The organism is Pseudomonas sp. GM48 (genome assembly GCF_000282335.1).
Lineage (GTDB): Bacteria > Pseudomonadota > Gammaproteobacteria > Pseudomonadales > Pseudomonadaceae > Aquipseudomonas.
The window spans coordinates 1-20,944 of the sequence record NZ_AKJM01000188.1; the positions used below are offsets into that span (position 1 = coordinate 1).

At 60.4% G+C, this 20,944-nt stretch carries 21 protein-coding genes; 16 read left to right on the forward strand and 5 right to left on the reverse strand.

From position 1 onward, the window contains the following. The 4 genes from PMI28_RS00655 to PMI28_RS30655 form a co-directional block, all read left to right on the forward strand. A partial coding sequence (locus PMI28_RS00655; protein ID WP_007992800.1) for a LysR substrate-binding domain-containing protein occupies nt 1-505 on the forward strand: 505 nt, incomplete at its 5' end. 205 nt (nt 506-710) lie between these two features. Next, nucleotides 711-1,112, forward strand: a complete 402-nt coding sequence (locus PMI28_RS00650) for a MerR family transcriptional regulator (RefSeq protein ID WP_007992801.1) — start codon at nt 711-713, stop codon at nt 1,110-1,112. 144 nt (nt 1,113-1,256) lie between these two features. Next, the gene (locus tag PMI28_RS00645) at nt 1,257-2,156 is read left to right on the forward strand and encodes a hydroxymethylglutaryl-CoA lyase (RefSeq protein ID WP_007992802.1); all 900 of its coding nucleotides are present in this window, start codon (nt 1,257-1,259) and stop codon (nt 2,154-2,156) included. A 425-nt stretch (nt 2,157-2,581) separates the two neighbouring features. Continuing rightward, nucleotides 2,582-2,797, forward strand: a complete 216-nt coding sequence (locus PMI28_RS30655) for a hypothetical protein (protein WP_157395801.1) — start codon at nt 2,582-2,584, stop codon at nt 2,795-2,797. 44 nt (nt 2,798-2,841) lie between these two features. Here PMI28_RS30655 and PMI28_RS00640 read toward each other — a convergent pair whose 3' ends face one another. After that, a complete protein-coding gene (locus PMI28_RS00640; RefSeq protein WP_007992803.1) occupies nt 2,842-4,539 on the reverse strand; it encodes an AMP-binding protein in 1,698 nt (565 codons plus the stop codon). A 342-nt stretch (nt 4,540-4,881) separates the two neighbouring features. On the opposite strand from PMI28_RS00640, the gene PMI28_RS00635 reads away from it, so the two are divergent. The 4 genes from PMI28_RS00635 to PMI28_RS00620 all read left to right on the forward strand — a co-directional run bounded on the left by PMI28_RS00635 (nt 4,882) and on the right by PMI28_RS00620 (nt 10,566). Further along, the gene (locus PMI28_RS00635; RefSeq protein WP_007992804.1) at nt 4,882-6,045 is read left to right on the forward strand and encodes an isovaleryl-CoA dehydrogenase; all 1,164 of its coding nucleotides are present in this window, start codon (nt 4,882-4,884) and stop codon (nt 6,043-6,045) included. Nucleotides 6,046-6,057: 12 nt separating this feature from the next. Then, entirely contained in the window at nt 6,058-7,665 is a 1,608-nt protein-coding gene (locus PMI28_RS00630; RefSeq protein ID WP_007992805.1) for a carboxyl transferase domain-containing protein, read from the forward strand. Between the two features lie 133 nt (nt 7,666-7,798). After that, the gene (locus PMI28_RS00625; RefSeq protein ID WP_007992806.1) at nt 7,799-8,611 is read left to right on the forward strand and encodes a gamma-carboxygeranoyl-CoA hydratase; all 813 of its coding nucleotides are present in this window, start codon (nt 7,799-7,801) and stop codon (nt 8,609-8,611) included. Next, nucleotides 8,611-10,566, forward strand: coding sequence for an acetyl/propionyl/methylcrotonyl-CoA carboxylase subunit alpha (locus PMI28_RS00620; RefSeq protein ID WP_007992807.1), 1,956 nt, complete (start codon nt 8,611-8,613; stop codon nt 10,564-10,566). Before PMI28_RS00625 ends, PMI28_RS00620 begins: the two co-directional genes overlap by 1 nt. A 39-nt stretch (nt 10,567-10,605) precedes the next feature. Here the strand turns inward: PMI28_RS00620 and PMI28_RS00615 are convergent, their stop codons facing one another. Further along, nucleotides 10,606-11,253 (reverse strand): LexA family protein, encoded by a 648-nt coding sequence (locus PMI28_RS00615; protein ID WP_007992808.1) that lies wholly within the window; start codon nt 11,251-11,253, stop codon nt 10,606-10,608. A 129-nt stretch (nt 11,254-11,382) separates the two neighbouring features. On the opposite strand from PMI28_RS00615, the gene PMI28_RS00610 reads away from it, so the two are divergent. Together PMI28_RS00610 and PMI28_RS00605 are read left to right on the forward strand one after the other, a co-directional pair. Then, nucleotides 11,383-11,730: a DUF6124 family protein gene (locus tag PMI28_RS00610; protein ID WP_007992809.1), complete on the forward strand. Its 348-nt coding sequence runs from the start codon at nt 11,383-11,385 to the stop codon at nt 11,728-11,730. 480 nt (nt 11,731-12,210) lie between these two features. Continuing rightward, nucleotides 12,211-13,362 carry a M14 family metallopeptidase gene (locus tag PMI28_RS00605; protein WP_007992810.1) on the forward strand — a complete coding sequence of 384 codons (1,152 nt, stop codon included), beginning with the start codon at nt 12,211-12,213 and terminating at the stop codon, nt 13,360-13,362. Nucleotides 13,363-13,574: 212 nt separating this feature from the next. Here PMI28_RS00605 and PMI28_RS00600 read toward each other — a convergent pair whose 3' ends face one another. Both PMI28_RS00600 and PMI28_RS00595 read right to left on the reverse strand, forming a co-directional pair. Further along, complete coding sequence (locus PMI28_RS00600; protein WP_007992811.1) at nt 13,575-14,120, reverse strand: cytochrome b; 546 nt, start codon at nt 14,118-14,120, stop codon at nt 13,575-13,577. Next, nucleotides 14,117-15,202, reverse strand: coding sequence for a catalase family peroxidase (locus PMI28_RS00595; protein ID WP_007992812.1), 1,086 nt, complete (start codon nt 15,200-15,202; stop codon nt 14,117-14,119). Before PMI28_RS00595 ends, PMI28_RS00600 begins: the two co-directional genes overlap by 4 nt. A gap of 158 nt (nt 15,203-15,360) precedes the next feature. On the opposite strand from PMI28_RS00595, the gene PMI28_RS00590 reads away from it, so the two are divergent. Together PMI28_RS00590 and PMI28_RS00585 are read left to right on the forward strand one after the other, a co-directional pair. Next, nucleotides 15,361-15,867, forward strand: coding sequence for a sigma-70 family RNA polymerase sigma factor (locus PMI28_RS00590; RefSeq protein WP_033063639.1), 507 nt, complete (start codon nt 15,361-15,363; stop codon nt 15,865-15,867). Next, nucleotides 15,864-16,616, forward strand: coding sequence for an anti-sigma factor family protein (locus tag PMI28_RS00585; RefSeq protein WP_007992814.1), 753 nt, complete (start codon nt 15,864-15,866; stop codon nt 16,614-16,616). Before PMI28_RS00590 ends, PMI28_RS00585 begins: the two co-directional genes overlap by 4 nt. A 141-nt stretch (nt 16,617-16,757) precedes the next feature. Here the strand turns inward: PMI28_RS00585 and PMI28_RS00580 are convergent, their stop codons facing one another. Further along, the gene (locus tag PMI28_RS00580; RefSeq protein ID WP_007992815.1) at nt 16,758-17,594 is read right to left on the reverse strand and encodes an IclR family transcriptional regulator; all 837 of its coding nucleotides are present in this window, start codon (nt 17,592-17,594) and stop codon (nt 16,758-16,760) included. 246 nt (nt 17,595-17,840) lie between these two features. Here PMI28_RS00580 and PMI28_RS00575 point away from each other — a divergent pair, with 246 nt between their 5' ends. Genes PMI28_RS00575 through PMI28_RS00560 form a run of 4 tightly spaced genes read left to right on the forward strand, consistent with a single transcriptional unit; the run spans nt 17,841 to nt 20,831 of the window. Beyond that, nucleotides 17,841-18,866: an ABC transporter ATP-binding protein gene (locus PMI28_RS00575; RefSeq protein WP_007992816.1), complete on the forward strand. Its 1,026-nt coding sequence runs from the start codon at nt 17,841-17,843 to the stop codon at nt 18,864-18,866. Further along, nucleotides 18,863-19,732: an ABC transporter permease gene (locus PMI28_RS00570; RefSeq protein WP_007992817.1), complete on the forward strand. Its 870-nt coding sequence runs from the start codon at nt 18,863-18,865 to the stop codon at nt 19,730-19,732. The genes PMI28_RS00575 and PMI28_RS00570 overlap by 4 nt, the downstream gene beginning before the upstream one ends. Before the next feature lie 6 nt (nt 19,733-19,738). Then, entirely contained in the window at nt 19,739-20,533 is a 795-nt protein-coding gene (locus PMI28_RS00565) for an ABC transporter permease (RefSeq protein ID WP_007992818.1), read from the forward strand. A 7-nt stretch (nt 20,534-20,540) separates the two neighbouring features. After that, entirely contained in the window at nt 20,541-20,831 is a 291-nt protein-coding gene (locus PMI28_RS00560; protein WP_007992819.1) for a (2Fe-2S)-binding protein, read from the forward strand. The last annotated feature ends 113 nt before the right edge of the window (nt 20,832-20,944 follow it).

A 20,944-nucleotide genomic window follows, 5' to 3' on the forward strand; every position in this document is an offset into this window, starting at 1 on the left:
GGCGGCCGGCCGCCTCGACTTCGCGGTCGATGCGCCGCTCAACACCGACCCGCAAGTGCGTCACGTCAAGTTGATGGAAGACCGCTACGTGTGCGCCATGCGCAAGGGGCATCCGCTGGCGGGCAAAGAGAAACTCACGCTGGATGATTACCTGGGCCTGACCCACATCCATATTTCCAGCCGCCGCAGCGGCCTCGGCTATGTCGACCTGGCGCTGGGCAAGATGGGCATCCAGCGCAAGATCGCCCTGCGTTCCCAGCATTACCTGATGGCCTCGCAGGTGCTGCAACAGACAGACATGGTCATGACCGTGCCGGAACGCTTCGCCCGCCGTAACGACCTGCACGCCTTTTATCTGCCGGTCAACGATGTGCCGCCGGTGGAAACCCACCTTTACTGGCACGAAAGCACTGATCAGGACCCGGCGAACCGCTGGATGCGCGAGCAGATGATCGAGTTGTGCCAACAGGTGACGGCGCAGGAGAAAAAGCTCGAGAAGGTGTAAGGCTCGATACCGAGGTGACTTCTTCGCGAGCAAGCCCGCTCCCACATTGGATCTTCAGTGGACACAATTCTTGTGCCCTGCACAGATCCCTGTGGGAGCGGGCTTGCTCGCGAAGGGGCCAGCAAAAACACTGAAAGTTCGCGCCCCTTGACGTAAACGTCAACCTGCCATTAGCTTAGCGCCATGACCTTTTGCGAGCGCTTCCATGAGCAGCCAGACCTACAGCATTTCCGACCTCGCCCGCGAGCTCGACATCACCACCCGCGCCATTCGCTTTTATGAAGAGCAAGGCCTGCTCAGCCCCGAGCGCCGTGGCCAGGAACGCATTTACTCGCCCCGCGACAAGGTCAGCCTCAAACTGATCCTGCGGGGCAAACGCATTGGTTTCTCGCTGGCTGAATGCCGTGAGCTGATCGAACTCTACGACCCGTCCAGCGGTAACACCAAACAGTTGCATAGCATGCTGGCGAAAATCAGCGAACGCCGTGAGCAGCTTGAACAGCAGTTGCTGGACATCGAACAAATGAAACTGGAACTGGATACTGCCGAAGAGCGCTGCGTGCAGGCGCTGGAGCAGACGCTCAAAAGCCAGGAATCGGTTCAGTAACCATACGAAGATCCACTGTGGGAGCGGGCTTGCTCGCGAAGGCGATTTGTCATTCAACACTGATGTCGACTGAGCCGACGCCTTCGCGAGCAAGCCCGCTCCCACATTAGATCCCCGCTCACCATGACTACAGGTGAATCTCTTATGTCCCTCCCCACCCACGTACGCATTGTCGAAGTCGGCCCACGCGACGGTCTGCAAAATGAAGCCCGGCCCATCAGTGTTACCGACAAGGTGCAACTGGTCGATGCACTGACCGCAGCCGGGCTCGGCTATATAGAAGTCGGCAGTTTTGTTTCGCCCAAGTGGGTGCCGCAGATGGCCGGTTCCGCCGAGGTCTTCGCGCAGATACAGCGCAAACCGGGTGTGGTCTATGGCGCACTGGCTCCCAACCTGCGCGGTTTCGAAGATGCCCTCGCCGCCGGGGTCAAGGAAGTGGCCGTGTTCGCGGCGGCGTCCGAAGCGTTTTCCCAGCGCAACATCAATTGCTCGATCAGCGAAAGCCTGGCGCGTTTCGTACCGATCATGGAGGCCGCCAGACAACATGGGGTGACCGTGCGCGGGTACGTGTCGTGTGTGCTGGGGTGCCCCTATGAAGGTAACGTCGCTGCGGAGCAGGTCGCCATGGTCGCCCGCGAGCTCTACGCCATGGGCTGCTATGAGGTATCGCTGGGGGACACCATCGGTACCGGCACCGCTGGCGCGACCCGGAAAATGTTCGAAGTGGTATCTAAGGATGTGCCCCGGGAAAAACTCGCCGGGCACTTCCACGACACCTACGGCCAGGCAGTGGCCAACATCTACGCCAGCCTGCTGGAAGGTATCTCGGTGTTCGACAGCTCCATCGCCGGTCTCGGCGGCTGCCCCTATGCCAAGGGCGCCAGCGGTAACGTCGCGACTGAAGACGTGGTTTACCTGCTCAACGGCCTGGGCATCGACACTGGAATCGACCTCGATGCACTGATGCTCGCCGGACAGCAGATTTGCACCGTATTAGGTCGCCCTACCGGTTCCCGCGTGGCCAAGGCCCGCAGCGCACAGTGAGTGTGCTGTGTGTGTCCAGGTGTTACCGCATCGACACAAACGTGGACGCAAGCGAGTAACACGGAAACAAAATGTAGGGTTTTGCCTGAGACGAAAAACCCTACAAAACTCCAAACCGTTGATTTTAAAGGTTTTTAAAAAGTTGGCACGGCTCCTGCTATCTCTATCGCACAACAAGAATAAAAAAATTGCAGCAAACCTAATAAAAACAAGACGTAACGACTCTGACATAACAAAAACAACACGGCAGAGACGCAGCTAACAGATTTTTTTGGAGAAGATGTGCTTTTCAGGGTGCTTTTCGGAGTTACCCGCAACCGGACAGAGAATAATAAAACTACCTTCAGGTAGCTCCCGAACTGGTTGGATCGCTCAGCGAGAAAGTAGATCAGCGCTCAAAAAAATACGTTTGCTCTTGATCCCGGATGGGGATCGCCAAAAACAGCAGTAAAGGGCAACGGTTGCCAAAAACAAAAACAGACCGCCCCTCAATAATAAAAAAAGAGCACGCGCAACAAAAAATTAAAGGGGAGCTTCGGCTCCCCTTTGTGCTGTCTGGCGTTCAGGTTTTCCTCGATCAAAACTGTGGGAGCGGGCTTGCTCGCGAAGGCGGTGCTTCAGTCAATACATGTATCGACTGATCCGACGCTTTCGCGAGCAAGCCCGCTCCCACATTGGGTTGTGGTCAGGCTTTGTTGATGCGCAACTCCTCGATACTGATCTCGCGCATGCGGAATTTCTGGATCTTGCCCGTCACGGTCATCGGAAACTCCTCGACGAACTTGAAGTAACGCGGCGTCTTGAAGTGCGCGATGCGCTCCTTGCACCAGGCTTGCAACTCTTGCTCGGTGGCGCTGTGGCCGGGGTGAAACTTGATCCAGGCGACGATCTCTTCACCATATCGCGAGCACGGGATACCAATTACCTGCACGTCGGCCACGGCCGGGTGGGTAAAGAAGAACTCTTCCAGCTCCCGCGGGTAAATATTCTCACCGCCACGGATGATCATGTCCTTGTTGCGCCCGGCAATGCACACGTAACCCTCATCGTTCATGCTCGCCAGGTCACCGGTGTGCATCCAGCCTGCCTGATCGATGGCTTCTGCGGTGCCTTCGGGGTTGTTCCAATAGCCAAGCATCACGCTGTAACCGCGGGTGCACAGCTCACCGATGGTGCCGCGCGGCACCAGGTTGCCCGCTTCGTCGATGATCTTGCTTTCAAGCTGCGGCTGGGTGCGCCCGACGGTGGTCACGCGCAATTCCAGATCATCTGCAGGACCGGTTTGCAACGACACCGGACTGGTTTCTGTCATGCCGTAGGCAATCTGCACTTCGCTCATGTGCATTTCGCTGATGACCCGGCGCATCACTTCGATAGGACAGGTTGCGCCCGCCATGATCCCGGTGCGCAGGCTCGACAGGTCGAACCCGGCACGTTGTGGCTGATCGAGCATGGCGATGAACATGGTCGGTACGCCGTACAGCGCCGTGGCTTTTTCGTCAGCCACAGTGCTGAGGGTCAGCAACGGATCGAACGCGTCGTTGGGATAAATCATCGTGCTGCCATGGGTGATGCAGCCCAAGTTGCCCATGACCATGCCGAAGCAGTGATACAGCGGCACCGGGATCACCAGTCGATCGGCCGCCGTCAGCCCCAGGCTTTCGCCGACCATGTAACCGTTGTTGAGAATGTTGTAATGACTGAGGGTCGCGCCCTTGGGGAAACCGGTAGTACCGGAGGTGTACTGGATATTCACCGGCTGATCGAAATGCAGGCTGTCCTGGCGCTCATGCAATTGCTCGACCGTGACGCTGCCAGCCAGATCGGCCAGTTGCGACCATGGCAGGAACCCCGATGGCGGCTGCGCATCCAGGCTGATGACGCCACGCAACTCCGGCAGCCGCTCACTGTGCAACTGGCCGATGGATTGCTCGGCCAGTTCCGGCACCAGGCCTTGCAGCATCGCGTGATAGTTCGAAGTCTTGAAGGCCCCGGCGCACACCAGCCATTGGCAACCGGATTGCTTCAACACGTATTCGAGTTCGGAACTGCGGTAGGCCGGATTGATGTTGACCAGGATCACGCCAATCTTCGCGGTGGCAATCTGGCTGATGCACCACTGCGCGCAGTTCGGCGCCCAGATGCCGAGGCGATCCCCGGCTTGCAGCCCCAGCGCCAGCAGTGCTCTGGCGTGCAGGTCCGCAGCTTCAGCCAATTGCCGCCAGGTGTAACGCAACTGTTGATGGCGCACCACCAGCGCCTCCCCGTCCGGGTACTGCGCGACCGTGTTGTCGAACGCCTGGCCGATGGTCATCGCCAGCAAGGCTTTGTCCTGGGAACCACGGGTGTAACTGCGTTGCGGGCTTGCACTGGGTTGATCCATGACGACCCCTATTGTCTTTATTTATGGGCTTGCCGCGGCTACCTGTGGGAACAACCTGTGGCGAGGGGGCTTGCCCCCGTTTGAGTGCGCAGCACTCACAAGATCTTCGATACATCGGAAATTTTGGGGCTGCTTCGCAGCCCAACGGGGGCAAGCCCCCTCACCACAGACCATCACCACAGAATGGGTCCGCGTTCTATCTTGAACTGGCTCTACTCTCGCTCAAGTTGACGTTAACGTAAAGGGTGATTGACAGCCATTCGTCACAGGCTTACGTTAACGTAAAGGTGAGAGCCGAATCACGGCCCTCCCCACCCGACAAAAAAGCCAAAAGGTGCCCCCATGAGCTATCCATCCCTGAACTTTGCCCTCGGTGAAACCATCGACATGCTGCGCGATCAGGTTCAGTCCTTCGTCGCCAAAGAGATCGCCCCGCGCGCCGCTCAGATCGACATCGACAACCTGTTCCCCGCCGACCTGTGGCGCAAATTCGGCGACATGGGCCTGCTGGGCATCACCGTACCGGAAGAATACGGCGGCGCTGGCCTGGGTTACCTGGCCCACGTGGTGGCGATGGAAGAAATCAGCCGTGGCTCGGCCTCGGTGGCCCTGTCCTACGGCGCGCACTCCAACCTGTGCGTCAACCAGATCAACCGCAACGGCAATCACGAACAGAAAACCAAATACCTGCCGAAACTGATCAGCGGCGAACACATCGGCGCCTTGGCCATGAGTGAGCCAAATGCCGGTTCCGACGTCGTCTCGATGAAACTGCGCGCCGACAAGCGTGGCGACCACTACGTGCTCAACGGCAGCAAAACCTGGATCACCAACGGTCCGGACGCCAACACCTACGTGATCTACGCCAAGACCGACCTGGAAAAAGGCCCCCACGGCATCACCGCCTTCATCGTCGAGCGCGACTGGAAAGGCTTCAGCCGCAGCAACAAGTTCGACAAGCTTGGCATGCGCGGCTCGAACACCTGCGAGCTGTTTTTCGATGACGTCGAAGTGCCGGAAGAAAACATCCTCGGCGTGCTCAACGGCGGTGTGAAAGTGCTGATGAGCGGCCTCGACTACGAGCGCGTCGTGCTCTCCGGCGGCCCGACCGGGATCATGCAGGCGTGCATGGACCTGATCGTGCCGTATATCCATGACCGCAAGCAGTTCGGCCAGAGCATCGGCGAATTCCAGCTGATCCAGGGCAAAGTCGCCGACATGTACACCCAACTCAACGCCGGCCGTGCCTACCTTTATGCAGTCGCCCAAGCCTGCGAGCGCGGCGAAACAACACGCAAAGACGCCGCCGGTGTGATCCTCTACACCGCCGAACGCGCCACGCAAATGGCCCTCGACGCGATCCAGATTCTCGGTGGCAACGGCTACATCAACGAATTCCCGGCCGGCCGTCTGTTGCGCGATGCCAAGCTGTACGAAATCGGCGCGGGCACCAGTGAGATCCGTCGCATGCTGATCGGTCGCGAACTGTTCAACGAAACCCGCTAAACGGAGCTGTCCATGGCTACCTTGCATACCCAGCTCAACCCCCGTTCAGCGGAGTTCGCGGCCAACAGCGCGGCGATGCTCAAACAGGTCGACGCCCTGCACACCCTGCTCGCCCAAGTGGCGCAGGGTGGTGGGCCGAAGGCTCAGGAACGCCACACCTCGCGGGGTAAATTGCTGCCTCGCGAGCGCATCAACCGTTTGCTGGATCCGGGCTCACCGTTTCTGGAAATCAGCCAACTGGCGGCTTACGCGGTGTATGGCGAGGATGTTCCGGCGGCTGGCGTGATTGCCGGGATCGGCCGTGTGGAAGGCGTCGAATGCATGATCGTCGCCAACGATGCCACCGTAAAAGGTGGCTCGTATTACCCGCTGACGGTGAAAAAACACCTGCGCGCCCAGACCATCGCCCAGCAGAATCGCCTGCCGTGCATCTATCTGGTGGATTCGGGCGGCGCCAACCTGCCGCGTCAGGATGAAGTGTTTCCCGACCGCGAGCACTTCGGCCGGATCTTCTTCAACCAGGCCAACATGAGCGCCCTGGGCATTCCGCAGATTGCCGTGGTCATGGGTTCCTGCACCGCTGGCGGCGCGTATGTACCGGCGATGGCCGACGAAGCAATCATGGTCCGCGAACAAGCGACGATCTTCCTCGCCGGCCCGCCGCTGGTGAAAGCCGCGACCGGTGAAGTGGTCAGTGCCGAAGACCTCGGCGGGGCCGATGTGCACTGCAAGATTTCCGGGGTGGCCGACCACTACGCCGAAAGCGACGAACACGCCCTGGCCCTCGCCCGCCGCAGTGTCGCCAACCTCAACTGGCGCAAGCAAGGTGAGGTTCAGCAACGCACTCCGATCGCCCCGCTCTACAGCAGTGACGAGTTGTACGGCGTGGTCCCGGCCGACGCCAAGCAACCGTTCGATGTGCGTGAAGTCATTGCGCGGCTGGTGGACGGTTCGGTGTTCGATGAGTTCAAGGCGCTGTTCGGCACCACACTGGTGTGCGGTTTTGCCCATCTGCACGGCTACCCGATCGCGATCCTTGCCAATAACGGCATCCTGTTCGCCGAGGCCGCGCAAAAAGGCGCGCACTTTATCGAACTGGCTTGCCAGCGCGGCATCCCGCTGCTGTTCTTGCAGAACATCACCGGCTTCATGGTCGGCCAGAAGTACGAAGCCGGCGGCATCGCCAAGCACGGCGCGAAACTGGTGACGGCCGTGGCCTGCGCCAAGGTGCCGAAATTCACCGTGATCATCGGCGGCAGTTTCGGTGCCGGTAACTACGGCATGTGCGGCCGCGCCTATGATCCGCGCTTTTTGTGGATGTGGCCGAATGCGCGCATTGGCGTGATGGGCGCCGAACAGGCCGCCGGCGTGCTGGTGCAGGTCAAGCGCGAACAGGCCGAACGCAGCGGCCAGGGTTTCAGCGCCGAACAGGAAGCCGAGATCAAGCAACCGATCCTCGACCAGTACGAAGAACAGGGTCACCCCTACTATTCCAGCGCGCGCCTGTGGGACGACGGTGTCATCGACCCGGCCCAGACCCGCGACGTACTGGCCCTGGCCCTGTCCGCGTCGTTGAACGCGCCAATCGAACCGAGCCGCTTCGGCGTGTTCCGGATGTGATTTTTTTGTTGTAGGAGCGAGCTTGCTCGCGATGGACGTTAACGAAAACGCGTGTTTTCTGAAAAAACGCGCCGCCCTGTAGCCCATCGCGAACAAGCTCGCTCCTACACAAGAGCCGTGGAGACGGACGAATATGAGCGACTTCAACACCCTCGAACTGCTGACCGATCCAAGGGGTTTTGCGACTCTCTGGCTCAGCCGTGAAGAAAAAAACAACGCTTTCAATGCCGAAATGATCCGCGAGCTGATCCTCGCCCTCGACAAAGTCGCGAGCGATGCCAGCCTGCGATTTCTGATCGTGCGCGGCCGTGGCAAACATTTCAGCGCCGGCGCCGACCTCGCCTGGATGCAGCAATCGGCCGAACTCGATTACGCCACCAACCTCGACGACGCCCGGGAACTGGCAGAGTTGATGTACAACCTGGCCAAGCTGAAAGTCCCGACGCTGGCGGTGGTGCAAGGCGCAGCCTTTGGTGGCGCACTGGGCCTGATCAGTTGCTGCGACATGGCCATCGGTGCCGATGACGCGCAGTTCTGTCTGTCGGAAGTGCGCATCGGCCTGGCGCCGGCGGTGATCAGCCCGTTTGTGGTGCAAGCCATTGGCGAGCGCGCTGCACGTCGCTATGCCTTGACCGCTGAGCGCTTCGGCGGGCAGCGGGCACGGGAAATCGGTTTGTTGTCGGAGAGCTATGCGAGTGCCGAGCTGGAACAAAAAGTCGAACAGTGGATCGACAATCTGCTGCTCAACAGCCCCGCCGCGATGCGCGCCAGCAAGGACTTGCTGCGTGAAGTCGGCGACGGCTCGTTGACCCCGGCCCTGCGCCGCTACACCGAAAACGCCATCGCCCGCATCCGTGTCAGCCCCGAAGGCCAGGAAGGCTTGCGCGCCTTCCTGCAAAAACGTCCGCCGAGCTGGCAAGCCGAAACCACCAAGGAGCCCCGTTGATGAGCGCACCTGTCCTCACTACCCTGCTGGTGGCCAACCGTGGCGAAATCGCTTGCCGGGTGATGCGCACCGCCAAGGCCCTGGGCCTGACCACCGTGGCTGTGCACAGTGCCACTGACCGTGACGCCCGGCACAGCCGCGAAGCCGACATTCGCGTTGACCTGGGTGGCAGCAAAGCCGCCGACAGCTATCTGCAGATCGACAAACTGATTGCCGCTGCCAAAGCCAGCGGCGCCCAGGCGATCCACCCCGGCTACGGTTTTCTGTCGGAGAACGCCGGATTCGCCCGCGCCATCGAAAACGCCGGTCTGATTTTCCTCGGCCCACCCGCCTCGGCCATCGACGCCATGGGCAGCAAGTCCGCCGCCAAAGCCTTGATGGAAACCGCTGGCGTGCCGCTGGTGCCCGGTTATCACGGCGAAGCCCAGGACCTCGAAACCTTCCGCGACGCCTGCGAACGTATCGGCTACCCGGTACTGCTCAAGGCCACCGCAGGTGGCGGCGGCAAAGGCATGAAAGTGGTCGATGACGTCAGCAAACTGGCCGAAGCCCTGGCCTCGGCCCAGCGTGAAGCGCAATCGTCGTTCGGCGACTCGCGGATGCTGGTGGAGAAATACCTGCTCAAGCCACGTCACGTGGAAATCCAGGTGTTCGCCGACCAACACGGCAATTGCCTGTACCTCAACGAACGCGACTGCTCGATTCAGCGTCGTCACCAGAAAGTCGTCGAAGAAGCGCCGGCACCAGGCCTGAGCCCGGAGCTGCGGCGCGCCATGGGTGAAGCCGCCGTGCGTTCGGCGCAGGCCATCGGTTATGTCGGTGCCGGCACCGTGGAGTTTCTGCTGGATGCGCGGGGCGAGTTCTTCTTCATGGAGATGAACACCCGCCTGCAAGTCGAACACCCGGTCACCGAAGCCATTACCGGCCTCGACCTGGTGGCCTGGCAGATTCGCGTGGCCCGCGGCGAAGCATTGCCGATGACCCAGGATCAGGTGCCGCTGGTGGGACACGCGATCGAAGTGCGACTGTATGCCGAAGATCCGGGCAATGATTTCCTGCCGGCGACCGGTCGCCTGGAACTTTATCGCGAATCCGCCCAGGGGCCGGGGCGTCGAGTCGACAGCGGTGTTGAAGAAGGCGATGAGATCTCGCCGTTCTACGACCCGATGCTCGGCAAATTGATTGCCTGGGGCGAGGACCGTGAACAGGCGCGATTGCGCCTGCTGAGCATGCTCGACGAGTTCGCCATCGGCGGATTGAAGACCAACATTAATTTCCTGCGGCGCATCATCGGTCACCCGGCATTTGCCGCTGCTGAACTGGATACCGGCTTCATTCCGCGTTATCAGGAACAGTTGCTGCCGGCCCCCTCGGAGCTCAGCGATGGTTTCTGGCAAGCCGCCGCCCAGGCGTTTGCCCAGAGCCAACCGCATGCAACCCGTGCCGATGACCCGAGTTCGCCGTGGGCGGCGCCTAATGGGCTGCGTGCTGGCTTGCCGAGAGAAATCACCCTTCACCTGAGTTGTGAAGGCCAGGACCAGGCGCTGACGCTGGGCGACAACAATGCCCACAGCGCTCGGCTCAAGGGTGAGTATCTGCTGACCGAGCAGGCTGGCGTGCGCCGTCAACACCGGGCAATACGCCGTGGCGACCATGTGTATTTGCAATGGGATGGCGAGTTGCGTCGCATCGAGTCTTATGATCCGATCAGCGCCGTCGAGGCCAGCCACAGCCATCATGGCGGGCTGACCGCCCCCATGAACGGCAGCATCGTCCGCGTGCTGGTGGAGGCCGGACAATCGGTCGAAGCCGGGGCGCAATTGGTGGTACTGGAAGCGATGAAGATGGAACACAGCATCCGTGCGCCCCACGCCGGGGTGATCAAGGCGCTGTATTGCCAGGAAGGCGAGATGGTCAGCGAAGGCAGTGCGCTGGTCGAACTGGAAGAAGCGTGAAATGAAGATCGGTCCTACGCGCTGCGAGGACCGATCTGATCAGAACTTGGCTGTTGCCTGAACCACCACGCCGATGATTCGGCACTCTTCGGTGTACAAGGCTTTCGGATACGTCGGATTGAGCGGGACCAGATAACGCTGCCCGCCCTCTTCGATGAACTTGCGGAAGGTGGCTTCGGCGCTGTCCGGCCACTGGGCAATGACCAGCTTGCCGGGCACGGCTTCCACGGCCGGGTCCACCAGGATCAGCATGCCTTCCGGGAGGCTGATGCCATTGGGTGCGGTCATCGCGTCGCCTGCCACTCGCAACCAGAATGCCGCCCCCCGCGCGTGGTAATCGGACAATTCGAAATGCCCTTTCCCATACACCGCGACCTCGCCATCGCGCACTTCGGCAGGATCGCGCCAGTCACTGACCGGGTAGCGGAAATACGGGTTGTACTTCTGCGTCAGGGGGATTTCATCGTCCGTTGACGCCTGCGGTTCCCGGATCACCAGCGCCACTTCGAGAAACTCGAGACCCAGTGCCCGCAGGACACGGTTCATGTCTTCGATGCCGGGTTCACGGCGTTTGTTGAGCCAGTGGCCAATCCCGCCCTGGGACATCCCGAGGCGCTCGGCGAGTATCTCTTGAGTGATTTTGAGTTCACTCATCTTGGCCTTGACCAATTCAATCCATTTATCCATGTGCGGCACGATACGTGGGCGACTCCGGCCATCAAAACACAAATTGTAGTATTTAAATTATCGTCACAAATACAGTTCGTACTAGGATCGATTCACGGATCTGAATCTAACACGGAGCTAGTCATCACCATGAACATACCCGCCAACGACCTGCCGGACATGCAAATCGACACCACCCTCACCTCGCCCCTGGACTCAGCGGCGGCGCAACGCGCGCTGGACTATTACTTGAAACCAGCTGTTTCAGAGGAGGTGGTCGAGCCGCGTTTTTTTGATGTGAACCGCAACATCAAGGGCGAAGAGGCGTTGGTCCACGCATCAGACTTGTTGCGCTGTGCTGCCGCCACCGCGTACGAGTCAGCCAATCACCTGCAAGGCGCAAATCGCGACCTGGCGTTTTCGACAGTGCACATGATCGACATGGCCAGGGCGATGGTTGATCGATCGCTGGAAGGCTATGAAAACGGTTTGAGGTGAGAACGCAAAACGAGAGGACAGGAAAGAATTTTCCTATCAGGCAGGTAAAAACATTTGACTTGCAAACGAGAATGATTACTATTGCATCAACTGGTCGCGAGATCAGTCGATGGACCAGGTGACCTTAGGTCGGTCTCCTGGGCTATCTCCTCATCAGGCTAATCACGGTTTTTGACCCGGCTTTTTGCCGGGTCTTTTTTTTGCCAGTTTTTCTGGCTTTGGCTTCAGGCTAATGAAGTCTTCAGGTGTCGCAAATTCGATGGCGCGGATGATATCAAAAGAATACCAGTTGGCAAGAAAAGCCCGGCATCATTGGTTCTAACCGACGACAAATAGCACTTGAGAATCAATCGCACAGTCTCTAAGCTGCGACAGCGTCAAGGAGGACGCCCCCACCTCTGCACCCCGCAATTTCCCTCGGTTTCACCCCACTATTGCGTGTAAAGTAGCCGCCATAAAAATCATATTCAGGACCCGTTTATGAGCGTGGCTAAATCCTCTTTCGACATCAGTGCCAACTTCGACAGCGGCAACATCCAAGTCATCGACATCAGCGATCCGCTCAAACCGCTTCTGGCCATTCGCCCGGACACCCGCAGCGCCCATTTTCAGTGGTTCCACTTCAAGGCCAGTGGCCTGCACGTCGGCCAGGAGCACTGGTTTCGCCTGAACAATGCAAGCCAATCTTCCTATAACAAGGCCTGGACCGGCTATCAGGCGGTGGCGTCCTACGATCACGTCAACTGGTTCCGCGTACCCACCATTTTCGAAGGCGACTGCCTGCGTTTCAGCCTCGAGGCCGAGCAGACCCACGCCTGGTTCGCTTACTTCGAGCCCTACAGCCGTGGCCGCCACGACTGGCTGATCGAGCAGGCACTGACCAAGGCCGGCACCGAACTGCTGGCCACCGGCAAGAGCGTCGAAGGCCGCGACATCCAGTTGCTGCGCAAAGGCACCGGGGCTGAAGGCCGACGCAAGGTGTGGATGATTGCCCAGCAACATCCAGGCGAGCACATGGCCGAGTGGTTCATGGAAGGCGTGATCGAGCGCCTGGAAAAACACGACGACCCTGTGCTGAACAAATTGCTGGCCAGCGCCGACCTGTACCTGGTGCCAAACATGAACCCGGACGGCGCTTTCCACGGCCACCTGCGCACCAACGCCATGGGCCAGGACCTCAATCGTGCCTGGCAGAGCGCCAGCCAGGAAATCAGTCCGGAAGTCCTGTTCGTACAGCAGCAGATGGAAAAGTACGGCGTCGATATGTTCCTCGACGCTCACGGCGATGAGGAAATCCCTCACGTGTTCACCGCCGGTTGCGAAGGTAATCCAGGCTACACGCCACGGATCGCAAAGCTTGAGGAACACTTCCGCAGCCACCTGAAGCACACCACCAAAGACTTCCAGACCAAGTACGGCTACACCCGCGACGAACCGGGCCAGGCCAACATGACGCTGGCCTGCAACAGTGTCGGCCAGAAGTACGACTGCCTGTCGCTGACCCTGGAAATGCCCTTCAAGGACCACGACGACCATCCGAACGCGGAAACCGGTTGGTCGGGCAAGCGTTCGAAACAACTGGGCAAGGATGTGTTGACCACCATTGCGGATATGGTCGATACCCTGCGCTGATCCCCTCGCAAGCTGCATTTCGGTGCACAGGGCAGTGGATTGCTGACACTGCCCAGGCACTCAACTGTGGCGAGGGAGCTTGCTCCCGTTGGGCTGCAGCGCAGCCCCATACCCATTCAACGCGGTGCGTCAGACCTATCGCATTTGACCGATTTACGACTGCTGCGCAGTCGGACGGGAGCAAGCTCCCTCGCCACGGTTCCGAACAGCCTTCAACCGCGATCCTTGCCCCGCAACATGCTGTCCAGCACTTCGTCTCGCCGCACCCAGCCGTGAAACAGCGCGGCCGCCAAATGCAGCAACACGGTCAGAAACAGCAGATACGCCAGATACCCGTGCGTCTTGCGCAAAAACGCAAACACCTGTGCGTTCGCCGGCACAATCGACGGTAACTGTAGCGAACTGCTGAGCATCACCGGTTCACCCGATGCCGAAATCATCGCCCAACCCAGCAGCGGCAAGACCAGCATCAAGGCGTACAGCAACACATGCGACGCCTTGGCCGCCAGCGCTTGCCAGCCCGGCAGGTCCGCCGGTAGAGGTGGCTGCGTGGTGGAAAAGCGCACCACCAGCCGCACGATCACCAACAGCAAAATCGCGATGCCCAAGGGTTTGTGCAAATGAATCAGCCATTCATGACGTTCGGACACCGAGGCAACCATGCCGGCGCCGATAAACAGCATGGCAATGATCATCAGCGCCATCAGCCAGTGCAGCAGACGCGCCAGCGGGGCGAAGTGGTTCGGTTGGGTGCTCATTGCTGGGCCTCCTGTTTGGCGGCGGGCAACTGGCTGACTTCTCTGGTGCGACGCAGGTAGGAATTGGCGTACCCGGCTGAACGAGCGGCGAGCAACGGGTCGTCGGAACCTTCGATCCCGGCAGGCAACACCAGCGGGTCGTAGTTGATATCACGGCATTCACCGTTAAGTTGCGGCTGGGTGCTTTCCAGCACCAGCGTGCCGGCGTTCAACACCTTGCGCCCTTCCGGCCAGGCTTTGCTCGCGTCATTGACCGGATCGCCGGGGTTGGCCAGGGTGATGTTCAACTGCCAACGCAGCGGGCCGGCGGCTATACGCTGCATCAGGTCTTTCTCCAGATAGTCGCTGCCTTCTGGCGCCGTGGCACCCGGAGCATCCTGAGCCACTGGCACCATGTTCCAGCGCACGGCCTGGCGTTGGCCGGCGGCGTTGACCAGGTAGAACGCATTGACGCTGTTGTAGTTTTCGGTCACGTAACTGGCCGACGGTTTGGCGGTTTTGATCCAGGCCAGGAACGGTGCGGCTTCCGGGTGCGAAGCAAAAAATGCCGGCACCGCCTTGGGATCCGGTTTGCCGGTGGCCGGGTCTGGCGACTGGGCTTTTTGCAATTGATAGAACGCCTCGGGCGTACCCACCGGGAACACTGGCATGCTGTTCATCCCCGTGCGCCACTGCTGGCCGTTGGCCTGAGTGAAACGCAAGGCCATGCTGCGGATCGGCACGGCACTGTCCGGTGCGTAGGGATTGCCGGCCGGCAAGGCGAAACGCCCGACCACCGGCGTCCGCGCTTCGTTGAACACCTGAGCGGTGGAATAACTGCGTGCCTCGCCGCTGCTTTCAAAATGCCCGATCACGCACACGCCTTTGGAATGGTTGCGTCGGAAACCGGGATGCACGCCGTTGTTGGTTTCCAGCACGTTGATCAGTTTCTTCGGGGTCAGGCGCTGTGGGTCGAAGGTGCCGTTGACGTAGGCAAACGCCCCGGCCACTGCGGCAACGACCACGGCAATGCCAGCCAGACGCAACATCAGGCTCGCCGCACTCAAGGGTGGCCGGGTTGGCGGTGATGATCGATCTACCATGAAAGACTCCAGGGCCATCGGCCACAAGTGAGAAGAATCAAGCAGACGAACCGCACACCGGTTTATTCCTTCGTGCGGTGTTTATTTTTTCAGGCGTGGAATAACCTCGGGTGCCGGGCGTCTTCCTAGTCCCAAGCGTAGTGACTAGCCAGAACTTCATGAACGATATCGACGAACAACTGAGAGAAATTATTCCCAGATTGCGGCGATTTGCTGTGTCGTTGACACGCAACTCCAGCAGCGCCGACGATCTGGTGCAGGCCAGTCTGGAGCGAGCGCTGTCGAGTTGGGGCGGCAAACGTGCCGAGGGCGATTTGCGCGCCTGGCTGTTCTCGATTCTCTATCGGCAGTTTCTCGACGCGCACCGCCGCTCCCGGCGCTATGCACGCATGCTCGAATTCTTCACCGGGCGTGATGATGCACAGCCCTCAGTGGAGCGCTCCGTGATTGCACAGTCCACCCTCAACGCCTTCGATCAACTGCCCACCGAACAACGGGCGCTGCTGCTCTGGGTGTCGGTGGAAGGCTTGAGCTACAAAGAGGTCGCCGAGATTCTCGACGTACCCATCGGCACCGTGATGTCCCGCCTGTCCCGGGCTCGCCAGGCCCTGCGCCAACTCAGCGATGGCGAAATCAACCGCCCATCCCTGCGGAGACTCAAATGATCAGCATGCCCCCAAGCGAGCGTGACTTGCACGCCTACGTCGACCACCAACTCAGCGAGGACGACCGACGTCTGATGGAGACTTTTCTCACGAGTAATCCGGAAGTTGCCGACCAAGTGCGGGCTTGGCAGCAAGATGCCCAGCAACTGCGCGCGGCCCTGAGTGGCGTGTTGCAACAACCGGCCAATCCGGAACTCGATCCGGCCATGATTCGCCAACGCCTGAAACGCCAATCGCGGCGACATCTGGCCAGCGCGGCCGTATTGCTGATCGCGGTCAGCATCGGCGGCTTCAGTGGCTGGCAGGCCCGTGAGATGACCTTCACTGGCGCACAGCTGCCGATGACCGATGCGCTGCAGGCCTATCGTCTGATTGCCCAGCAAGGGATCCTGCCAGCCGACTACAAGGCCAGCGACGACGGCGACATGCAGGGCTGGCTCGACCGTTATTTCACCCAGGCCAATCGCTTGCCTGACCTGTCGAGGGCAGGCTTCAAACCGGCCAGCGGGCGCTTGCTCAGCACCGAACAAGGGCCGGCGGCAATGGTGGTCTACGAGAATCAGGGCGGGCAGAAAATCAGCTTCTACGTGCGCCCACCGGGACCGAAAAACTTCATGCTGCCAAGAGGCAGTCGCAGTGATGGCGACTTGCAGGCCGAGTATTGGTCGGGGAGCGGTTACAACTATGCGATGGTCAGCCCGGCAGATACGCCGGCGGCGCAGATGCTGAGGCAGACCGCTCAGTTCTAATCACACCCACAGAACATGAATGGAACACTGTTCTAATGTGGGAGAGGGCTTACTCGCGAAAGCGGAGTGTCAGTCGACATTCATTTATCTGATACACCGCCTTCGCGAGCAAGCCCGCTCCCACAGGGGATCTGTGGTGACTCACCCCTGTCCAAATATTTGAGAAGGCCGCCGCAGCAGCGGATCGAACGGATTGATCCGCGGCCCGATCAGCGCCGCTTCACGCTTGAGCATTTCCACCACCGTCGGCAAGCGATCCGGCCCCAGGCGATCACTCACGGTCGCCACGCTCAACGCCGCCACCGCCCGGCCTTCACGGTCAAGAATCGGCACCGCCACACCGGCCATGCCCTGCAGCACCCCGGTGTTGCGCCCGGCGTAACCGAGCTTGCGCACGTTCTCGACTTCCGAGCGCAGGAACACCTCGTCATACAGATGGAAATCCTTCAGCCGCGGCAGGTTGTAATGGATCACCGTGTCGCGCTCCTCTTCCGGCAGGAACGCCAGGATTGCCAGGCTGCCCTGACCCACCCCCAACGCTACGCGCCCGCCGATGTCACCGGTGAACGTACGAATCGGAAACGGCCCTTCACTGCGATCCAGGCAGATCGCATCAAAGCCGCTGCGCGCCAGCAGAAACAACGAGTCCCCCAGCGATGCCGAAAGCCGTAGCAACGCCGGGCGCACCAGTTCGCGCAAATTGCCGCTGTTGCCCGCACGGGCGGCCAGTGCAAAAAAATCGAGGCTCAGTCGATAGCGTTTGCTGCGCGCGTCCTGCTCGACCATGCCCTCGTCCATCAGGTTGCGCAGCAAGCGGTGGGTGGTCGGTTGCGACAAACCGATGTGTTGCGCCAGTTGCGTCACGCGCTCCCCGCCCTCGACGGTATCGCCCAACGCACGCAGCACCGCAAACAGCCGTGAGACGGCGCCGACACCGACGTCATTTTTATTTTCATTCCGCTCAATGGAATCAGACATGGTTTTTCTCGACGATTAATTTACTCACCGAATGAAACTGAAAATAGTCAGCGCTTCAGTGAAATAGGCCATTGAGCCCATCCTAGTCTTCGTCCTAATCTGCGTCCAGACAGGGGCGATTCGAACAACAGCGGCAGCCGACTCAAGTCGAGCGCCAACGCACCCCGGAATCATTTTTTCGTATCTGCCCATACAAAAAAGCGCGCCTTCGGGCGACGCATAACAATCTCAGGTGGAGGCGCGGTCATGGCTTTTGTGCAACTTGAAAAACTCGGCAAACGCTACGGTGAAATCGACGCCGTGGTCGCCACCGACCTCTCGGTGGAGAAAGGCGAATTCGTTTCCCTGCTCGGTCCTTCCGGATGCGGTAAAACCACCACCCTGCAAATGATCGCCGGCTTCGTTGAAGTCACCAGCGGGCGCATCGTCCTGGACGGTCGTGACATCACCCATGCCAAGCCCGCCAGCCGTGGCCTGGGCGTGGTGTTCCAGAGTTACGCGCTGTTCCCGCACATGACCGTCAAGGACAACGTCGCCTTCGGCCTGCGCATGCGCAAGGTGCCGAATGCCGAGATCCGGCAGCGGGTTGAGCGGGTACTGAAACTGGTACGCCTGCACCAGCACGCAGAGCGCTACCCACGGGAGCTGTCCGGCGGCCAGCGTCAGCGTGTAGCTCTGGCTCGGGCATTGGTGATCCAGCCACCGGTGCTACTGCTCGATGAACCGCTGTCCAACCTCGATGCCAATCTGCGCGAAGAGATGCAATTCGAGATCCGCCGCATCCAGCGTGAGGTCGGCATCACCACGCTGATGGTCACCCACGACCAGTCCGAAGCCCTGTCGATCAGCGACCGCGTGGTGGTGATGCAGGCCGGACGCATCACCCAGATCGACGCGCCCTACACCCTCTACGAACACCCGCGTACCGAGTTCATATCCGGGTTCGTCGGCAAAGCCAACCTGCTGCCCGGTGAACGCGACACGGCCGGTGTGGTTCAGGTGTGCGGACGTGGCGATGGCGACCTGACCCTGAGCCTGCGTCCGGAGAAAATCGATCTGCGCGAGGCTGGCATTGGTCGCCTGCAAGGCAAGGTCAGCAGCCGTTTCTTCCTCGGCAGCCAATGGCTGTACGGTGTGTCGACAACCCTGGGCGAACTCTGCGTGGTGCGCCGCAACGACGGCTCGGCACCATTGAGCGAAGGCACGGCGGTCGGTCTTGACTGGGACGCGGCGCTGTTGCGGGTACTGAGCGTCGATGAGGTGACGGCATGAGTGCACTCGCCGCCATTCGCCTGGGGCGTCAGGGTTACCTGCTATCGGCACCGGCCCTGGCGTTGTATGTCAGCCTGCTGGTGATCCCGCTGATGCTGACGCTGCTGCTGTCGTTCAACGTCTTCGACTACGGCTCGGGGATCAAGGGCGACGCCTACACCGTCGAACACTACGGCAGCCTGCTGGGCGATCCGTACTTCTACGAGATCTTTCTGCGCACCCTGTGGATCAGCGCCCTCACCACCTTGCTCTGCGTGCTGATCGGGGTTCCCGAGGCGTACATCCTCAGCCGCATGGGTGCGCCGTGGCGTTCGATTTTTTTGATCCTGATCCTCACTCCGCTGCTGATCTCGGTCGTAGTACGCGCCTTCGGCTGGAGCCTGCTGCTCGGCGCCGACGGCCTGGTCAACCAGACCCTGCAAGCCTTCGGCGGCTCGCCGATGAAGCTGCTCTACACGCCGTTCGCAGTGGTGATTGCGTTGGTTCACGTGATGCTGCCGTTCATGATCATTCCGGTTTGGACCTCGCTGCAGAAACTCGACCCGGCCGCCGAACAAGCCGCGCTGTCGCTGGGTGCCGGCCACTTCACGGTGATTCGCCAGGTGGTTTTGCCGCAGATCATGCCCGGCATCCTGTCCGGCACCCTGATCGTGTTCGGCCTCGCCGCCAGCTCCTTCGCCATTCCCGGCCTGCTCGGCGGACGTCGCCTGAAGATGGTCGCCACGCTGATCTACGACCAGTACCTGTCGGAACTCAACTGGCCTATGGGCGCGGCCATCGCCGTGGCTCTGCTGCTCATCAACCTGCTGATCATGCTGTCGTGGAACCGCATGATCGAAGGCCGCTACAAGAAGTCATTGGGATAATTCGTCATGTCCAGGAACGGTTCTTTCGCCCTGCTGTTTCACACCCTGGTGGTGCTGTTCATGCTCGCACCGCTGGTGGTGGTGTGCCTGGTGGCCTTCACCCCCCAGAACACCCTGAGCCTGCCGACCACCGAGTTTTCCCTGCGCTGGTTCCGGGCCGTGTTCGAGCGCGCCGACTTTGTCGATGCCTTCTATAACAGCCTGATTCTGGCGTTCAGCGCGGCCAGTCTGGCGACGCTGATTGCCGTGCCGGCGGCGCTGGCGATCACCCGTTTTGAATTCCCTGGCCGGGACTTTTTCAACGGGCTGTTTCTGTCGCCAATCATCATTCCGCACCTGGTACTGGGTGTGGCGCTGCTGCGTTTGTTTGCGCTGATGGGGGTCAATGGCAGCTTTGCCTGGCTGATCTTCGCCCATGTGCTGGTCATTACCCCGTACGTACTGCGACTGGTACTGGCTTCGGCCATCGGCCTGGATCGCAGCGCCGAACACGCCGCGCAATCCTTGGGTGCCGGGCGTTTCACGCTGTTCCGGCAGATCACTTTGCCGATGATCCTGCCGGGGGTCGCCGGTGGCTGGCTGCTGGCATTCATCAACAGTTTCGATGAAGTCACCCTGTCGATCTTCGTCACCTCGCCGGCCACGCAAACCCTGCCGGTACGCATGTACGTCTACGCCACCGAATCCATCGATCCGATGATGGCGGCGGTGTCGGCGCTGGTCATCGCGCTGACCGCGCTGACCATGATTCTGCTCGACCGGGTCTATGGCCTGGATCGGGTTCTGGTGGGCAAACAATGAGGGCGCCATGGCTCTGCTGAAACGACTGGCCGAAGGCGACCGCCCGGTCCTGGACTTTATTCTCGACGGCCAACCGGCCAGCGGCTTGCTCGGCGACACCGTGCTGACAGCGGTGCTGACCTGCAGCGATCACCTGCGCGGCAGCGACTTCAGCGCCGAACCCCGCGCCGGCTTCTGCCTGATGGGCGCCTGCCAGGACTGCTGGGTGCGTCTGGGCGATGGCCGCCGGGTACGTGCGTGCTCGACGTTGCTAGAAGCCGGGCAACACATCAACCGCGAACCGGGGCGATCGATATGAACACCCATTCCAACTACAGAAACCGAATCCCCTGTGGGAGCGCGCTTGCTCGCGAAAGCGACCTGCCAGCCAACATCTCCGCTGCATGTGTCGCCGTCTTCGCGAGCAAGCCC

Excerpts from the sequence above, each read along its gene's own strand:
- PMI28_RS00650 (WP_007992801.1), top strand. The coding sequence starts at position 711 with ATGAGCAGCCAGACCTACAGCATTTCCGACCTCGCCCGCGAGCTCGAC.
- PMI28_RS00645 (WP_007992802.1), top strand. The coding sequence starts at position 1,257 with ATGTCCCTCCCCACCCACGTACGCATTGTCGAAGTCGGCCCACGCGAC.
- PMI28_RS30655 (WP_157395801.1), top strand. The coding sequence starts at position 2,582 with ATGGGGATCGCCAAAAACAGCAGTAAAGGGCAACGGTTGCCAAAAACA.
- PMI28_RS00640 (WP_007992803.1), bottom strand. The coding sequence starts at position 4,539 with ATGGATCAACCCAGTGCAAGCCCGCAACGCAGTTACACCCGTGGTTCC.
- PMI28_RS00635 (WP_007992804.1), top strand. The coding sequence starts at position 4,882 with ATGAGCTATCCATCCCTGAACTTTGCCCTCGGTGAAACCATCGACATG.
- PMI28_RS00630 (WP_007992805.1), top strand. The coding sequence starts at position 6,058 with ATGGCTACCTTGCATACCCAGCTCAACCCCCGTTCAGCGGAGTTCGCG.
- PMI28_RS00625 (WP_007992806.1), top strand. The coding sequence starts at position 7,799 with ATGAGCGACTTCAACACCCTCGAACTGCTGACCGATCCAAGGGGTTTT.
- PMI28_RS00620 (WP_007992807.1), top strand. The coding sequence starts at position 8,611 with ATGAGCGCACCTGTCCTCACTACCCTGCTGGTGGCCAACCGTGGCGAA.
- PMI28_RS00615 (WP_007992808.1), bottom strand. The coding sequence starts at position 11,253 with ATGGATAAATGGATTGAATTGGTCAAGGCCAAGATGAGTGAACTCAAA.
- PMI28_RS00610 (WP_007992809.1), top strand. The coding sequence starts at position 11,383 with ATGAACATACCCGCCAACGACCTGCCGGACATGCAAATCGACACCACC.
- PMI28_RS00605 (WP_007992810.1), top strand. The coding sequence starts at position 12,211 with ATGAGCGTGGCTAAATCCTCTTTCGACATCAGTGCCAACTTCGACAGC.
- PMI28_RS00600 (WP_007992811.1), bottom strand. The coding sequence starts at position 14,120 with ATGAGCACCCAACCGAACCACTTCGCCCCGCTGGCGCGTCTGCTGCAC.
- PMI28_RS00595 (WP_007992812.1), bottom strand. The coding sequence starts at position 15,202 with ATGGTAGATCGATCATCACCGCCAACCCGGCCACCCTTGAGTGCGGCG.
- PMI28_RS00590 (WP_033063639.1), top strand. The coding sequence starts at position 15,361 with ATGAACGATATCGACGAACAACTGAGAGAAATTATTCCCAGATTGCGG.
- PMI28_RS00585 (WP_007992814.1), top strand. The coding sequence starts at position 15,864 with ATGATCAGCATGCCCCCAAGCGAGCGTGACTTGCACGCCTACGTCGAC.
- PMI28_RS00580 (WP_007992815.1), bottom strand. The coding sequence starts at position 17,594 with ATGTCTGATTCCATTGAGCGGAATGAAAATAAAAATGACGTCGGTGTC.
- PMI28_RS00575 (WP_007992816.1), top strand. The coding sequence starts at position 17,841 with ATGGCTTTTGTGCAACTTGAAAAACTCGGCAAACGCTACGGTGAAATC.
- PMI28_RS00570 (WP_007992817.1), top strand. The coding sequence starts at position 18,863 with ATGAGTGCACTCGCCGCCATTCGCCTGGGGCGTCAGGGTTACCTGCTA.
- PMI28_RS00565 (WP_007992818.1), top strand. The coding sequence starts at position 19,739 with ATGTCCAGGAACGGTTCTTTCGCCCTGCTGTTTCACACCCTGGTGGTG.
- PMI28_RS00560 (WP_007992819.1), top strand. The coding sequence starts at position 20,541 with ATGGCTCTGCTGAAACGACTGGCCGAAGGCGACCGCCCGGTCCTGGAC.